Annotated in this window: 6 protein-coding genes; all 6 read left to right on the top strand. The window is 48.5% G+C overall.

Annotation, left to right across the window (positions count from 1 at the left end; translation table 11 throughout):
- The coding region (locus Q0338_RS10160) for an aminotransferase class I/II-fold pyridoxal phosphate-dependent enzyme (RefSeq protein ID WP_298086622.1) at positions 1-772 on the top strand (772 nt) is incomplete at its 5' end.
- The gene (locus Q0338_RS10155; protein WP_298086621.1) at positions 769-2,031 is read left to right on the top strand and encodes a homoserine dehydrogenase; all 1,263 of its coding nucleotides are present in this window, start codon (positions 769-771) and stop codon (positions 2,029-2,031) included. The genes Q0338_RS10160 and Q0338_RS10155, both read left to right, overlap by 4 nt.
- 3 nt (positions 2,032-2,034) lie before the next feature.
- The gene (locus Q0338_RS10150; RefSeq protein ID WP_298086620.1) at positions 2,035-2,373 is read left to right on the top strand and encodes a YraN family protein; all 339 of its coding nucleotides are present in this window, start codon (positions 2,035-2,037) and stop codon (positions 2,371-2,373) included.
- Positions 2,374-2,443: 70 nt separating this feature from the next.
- The gene (trxA, locus tag Q0338_RS10145; protein WP_002952671.1) at positions 2,444-2,758 is read left to right on the top strand and encodes a thioredoxin; all 315 of its coding nucleotides are present in this window, start codon (positions 2,444-2,446) and stop codon (positions 2,756-2,758) included.
- Positions 2,758-3,207 carry a hypothetical protein gene (locus tag Q0338_RS10140; RefSeq protein WP_298086619.1) on the top strand — a complete coding sequence of 150 codons (450 nt, stop codon included), beginning with the start codon at positions 2,758-2,760 and terminating at the stop codon, positions 3,205-3,207. Before trxA ends, Q0338_RS10140 begins: the two co-directional genes overlap by 1 nt.
- Positions 3,208-3,217: 10 nt before the next feature.
- A complete protein-coding gene (locus Q0338_RS10135; protein ID WP_298086618.1) occupies positions 3,218-4,156 on the top strand; it encodes an FAD-dependent oxidoreductase in 939 nt (312 codons plus the stop codon).
- The last annotated feature ends 235 nt before the right edge of the window (positions 4,157-4,391 follow it).

The following is a 4,391-nucleotide window of genomic DNA, read 5'->3' as shown; positions in this document are numbered from 1 at the left end:
GCCGCTAAAGTACAACGACAAATTTGAGCTTGACGAAAATAAATTTTTCGAAGACCTGCTTCACACCATCCGCTCAAGCTCGCCGAAACCTAAATACGTCGTCGTAAATTTCCCGCACAATCCAACTACCGTAACCGTGCAAAAGAGCTTCTACGAGCGGCTAGTGGCGATGAGTAAACAAGAGCGCTTTTACGTGATCTCGGACATCGCCTACGCAGACCTTACTTTTGACGGATACAAAACGCCGAGCATATTTGAAGTAGAAGGCGCAAAAGACGTCGCCGTAGAGTGCTATACGCTATCAAAAAGCTACAATATGGCGGGCTGGCGCGTCGGATTTTTATGCGGAAACAAGCGCCTTTGCGCAGCTCTTAAAAAGATAAAATCATGGGTCGACTACGGCATGTTTACTCCGATCCAAGTCTCAGCAACCGTCGCGCTAGACGGCGATCAAAGCTGCGTCGAGGAGATCCGTCAAATTTACGAAAAACGCCGCGACGTGATGCTTGAAGCCTTTGCAAGTGCAGGCTGGGAGATGCATAAACCAAGCTCGAGTATGTTTATCTGGGCAAAAATCCCGCCGCAAGTCGGAAACATCGGTAGTCTCGAGTTTTCAAAGCAGCTTTTAACAAAAGCTAGTGTCGCGGTGAGCCCGGGTATCGGCTTTGGCGAGGGCGGCAACGACTACGTGCGCCTTGCTCTCATCGAGAACGAAAACCGCATCCGCCAAGCGGCGCGAAACGTCAAAAAATATCTGAAAGAATTTGCATGAATATAGCCATTTTAGGCGTCGGCACGGTCGGAGAAGCCGTAGCTAAAATTTTACTCCAAAACAAAAAACTAATCGCGGCAAGATGCGGCGAAGAGATAGTTCCGGTCATCGGCGTCGTTAGAAATTTAAGCAAAAAAAGAGACGTCGAGATCCCACTCACAGACGACATCGATAGCGTCATAAAGCGCGACGATATCGACGTTTTCATCGAGCTCATGGGTGGCGTCGAGGAGCCGTTTAGGGTCGTCAGTCAAATTTTAGAGCGCAAAAAAGCCGTCGTAACGGCAAACAAGGCGCTACTAGCCTACCACCGCTACGCCTTGCAAAATTTGGCGCAAAACACGCCGTTTGGCTTCGAGGCTAGCGTCGCGGGCGGCATACCTATCATCAGAGCCCTTCGCGAGGGCCTTAGCGCCAACCACATCCTAAGCATCAACGGGATTTTAAACGGTACGAGCAACTACATCCTAACCTCGATGATGAGCAAGGGCTCAAATTTCGCGGACGCTCTAAAAAAAGCCCAGGAGCTAGGCTACGCCGAGGCTGATCCGACCTTTGACGTCGGAGGCTTTGACGCGGCGCACAAGCTACTGATCCTAGCCAGCATCGCATACGGCGTGCACGGCAACCCCGAAGACATCCTGATAGAGGGCATCGAAGGCATCACGCCCGAGGATATCTTTTTCGCTAACGATTTCGAGTACGTCATCAAACTGCTCGCCATCGCAAAAAAAACGGGCGACAAAGTCGAGCTACGCGTACACCCGGCACTCGTACCAAAAGATAAAATGATAGCTAAAACAGACGGCGTGACAAATGCCGTGAGCGTAGTGGGCGACGCGGTCGGAGAGACGATGTTTTACGGTCCGGGCGCGGGCGGTCCGGCTACGGCTAGCTCGGTCATCAGCGACCTCATCGACATCGCCAGAGACGGCAAATCACCGATGCTAGGCTACAAAGCGCCGTTTGAGATAAATGCGCTGAGACTCCTAGATCCGAGCGAAATTCGTACGAAGTATTATTTTAGACTCAGGGTCGAGGATAAAGTCGGCGTGCTGGCTAAAATCACGAATTTAATGAGCGAAAACAACCTCTCTATCGATAGCCTGCTGCAAAAACCAAAGGACGAAAGTCCGTATGCGACGCTATTTTTCACGACGCACACGAGCGTGGAAAAGGACGTGAGGCGCACTATGGAAATTTTGCAAGAGCAAGAGTTCGTAAAAGAAAAACCTTTTATGATGAGGATAGAAGAGTAAAATTTGGGGCTTAGAGCGTATCTTTTCGGCAAGAGCTCGGAGGATCTAGCTTGCGAGTTTTTGCTAAAAAACGGCTGCGAGATCCTCGCTAGAAATTTTAGCTCCAAATTTGGCGAGATCGACGTTATCGCTAAAAAAGACGGCATCTTGCGCTTCGTTGAAATCAAAGCTACGCAGGGCGACTACGAGGCAGAGTATCGCCTCACGCCCACTAAATTTAATAAAATTTTAAAAACTATCGATTTTTATCTGCTGCAAAACAGCGCAAATGCCGATTTTCAGGTCGATTTGATCGCGATAAAAAAGAGCGAGATAAAGTGGATAGAAAATATTAGTTTGTAAAAATTCTTATTTAGCTAAAATTTAAATACTTTCGTGTATAATTACAACTATCTTTAAAAAGGAGAATAAAATGGGAAAATACATAGAACTAACAACTGCGAATTTCGACGTCGCTAAAGAGGGCGTCGCGCTAGTAGATTTTTGGGCGCCTTGGTGCGGACCTTGCCGTATGCTTGCTCCGGTTATCGACGAGCTAGCCGAGGAGTTTGAGGGCAAAGCTAAAATTTGCAAAGTAAACACCGACGAGGTGCAAGACCTAGCCGTAGAATTCGGCATCCGCTCGATCCCTACGCTTCTATTTTTCAAAAACGGCGAAGTCGTAGAGCAAATGGTCGGCGCACAATCAAAACAAGCCATCGCCGATAAGATAAATTCGCTTCTTTAATGGTTTTTAGACGAGGAGGAAGCCTGCTTCCTCTCACCTCCGTTTTTGCGTCTTTTATCGGTGCAGCGCTGGTAGCAGGCGTATTTGCTTACAATAATTACAGATTTTCGCAGTATAAATTCGTAAATTTTAACGAGCTGGTTTTTTACGAGCAGGCTCAAATTTTCGCGCCGCAAGACGATAAATTTTTACTCGTGGTTTTTAGCTCCAACCAATCAAACTGGAGAGAAATTTTAAAAACTTCGAATAAGGATTTAAAAATCGTCGCCGTGGACTTGCTCCAAAAACGCGCGCCAAGCGAGGGAAATATAAATTTCGTCGCTTCGGATATAAATACGATTTTAAAGCTGATGCACGTCCTAAATATCACGGCTTTGCCCGCAAGCGTGGAACTAAAGGCGCAAAAGGGCGGCATTTATAAACAAGATTCGAAAATAAATAAAATTTAAAGGAAAAAATATGTTAGATTTAGCAATCATCGGAGGCGGTCCCGCCGGACTTAGCGCGGGACTTTACGCCACTCGCGGCGGACTAAAAAACGTCGTAATGTTTGAAAAAGGAATGCCGGGCGGCCAGATTACGAGCAGCTCCGAGATAGAAAACTATCCGGGCCAAAAAGCGCCCGGCGAGAGCGGCATCGACTTCATGAGTACGTGGGTCGCGCAGTGCACGCATTTTGGCCTAAAGCACGAGATGGCGGGCGTTGAGCGCGTGGTAAAAAATTCAGACGGCAGCTTCACGGTCAAGCTTGAAGGCGGCAAAGAAGAGCAGGCCAAAGCAGTCATCGTAGCCACCGGCTCCACTCCGCGCCGCGCGGGCTTTGCGGGCGAGGACGAGTTTTTCGGCAGAGGCGTGAGCACCTGCGCGACCTGCGACGGATTTTTCTATAAAAACAAAGAGGTCGCGGTTCTAGGCGGCGGCGACACGGCGATCGAGGAGGCCCTATATCTAGCCAACATCTGCTCGCGCGTCTACATCATCCACCGCAGAGACGAGTTTCGCGCCGCTCCCGTCACGCTAGAAAAGGCTCGCGCTAACGCCAAAATCGAGTTCATCACAAGCGCCACGATAAAGCAAGCTTACGGCGACAAAGCAGGCCTTGCCGGTCTAATCATAAACACGAAAGATGGCGAGCGCGACCTAAAAGTGCCGGGCGTTTTCGTATTCGTCGGACTTAACGTAAACAACGACGTCCTCCGCCAAGAAAACGGCGAATTCGTATGCCAGACCGAGGACGGCGGCCATGTTAGCGTCGATCTAAAGATGCAAACTAGCGTGCCTGGATTATTTGCCGCGGGCGACATCAGAAAAGACGCGCCAAAACAAGTCATCGTAGCCGCGGGAGACGGCGCCGTAGCGGCCCTTAGCGCGCTTAGCTACATCGAGAGCCTACACTAAGATTTATCAAATTTAGCCGAGCTTTTCGGCTAAATTTTTTCTTTTTACTTCAAATTTTCCCAAATTTACCGAGTTTTGCCTTATCCTTTCAAATTTAGTCAAATTTGCCTTGATTTATTTTCTCTGCTTTTTCAGATTTTGCCCCCAATTTCACTCAAATTTAACCGCCCTTTGGCTAAGATTTCGCAAATTTGACTTAAGGGATAAATTTGAACAAACTCGCACTTAGCCTCGC

The organism is uncultured Campylobacter sp. (genome assembly GCF_938018145.1).
Lineage (GTDB): Bacteria > Campylobacterota > Campylobacteria > Campylobacterales > Campylobacteraceae > Campylobacter_A.
The sequence above is the reverse complement of the archived record's forward strand: the minus strand, read 5'-3'. Positions and strand labels throughout refer to the sequence as shown.

What these genes read in the sequence shown, in the direction of transcription:
- Q0338_RS10155 (WP_298086621.1), top strand. Translation starts at nt 769, where the DNA reads ATGAATATAGCCATTTTAGGCGTCGGCACGGTCGGAGAAGCCGTAGCT.
- trxA (WP_002952671.1), top strand. Translation starts at nt 2,444, where the DNA reads ATGGGAAAATACATAGAACTAACAACTGCGAATTTCGACGTCGCTAAA.
- Q0338_RS10140 (WP_298086619.1), top strand. Translation starts at nt 2,758, where the DNA reads ATGGTTTTTAGACGAGGAGGAAGCCTGCTTCCTCTCACCTCCGTTTTT.
- Q0338_RS10135 (WP_298086618.1), top strand. Translation starts at nt 3,218, where the DNA reads ATGTTAGATTTAGCAATCATCGGAGGCGGTCCCGCCGGACTTAGCGCG.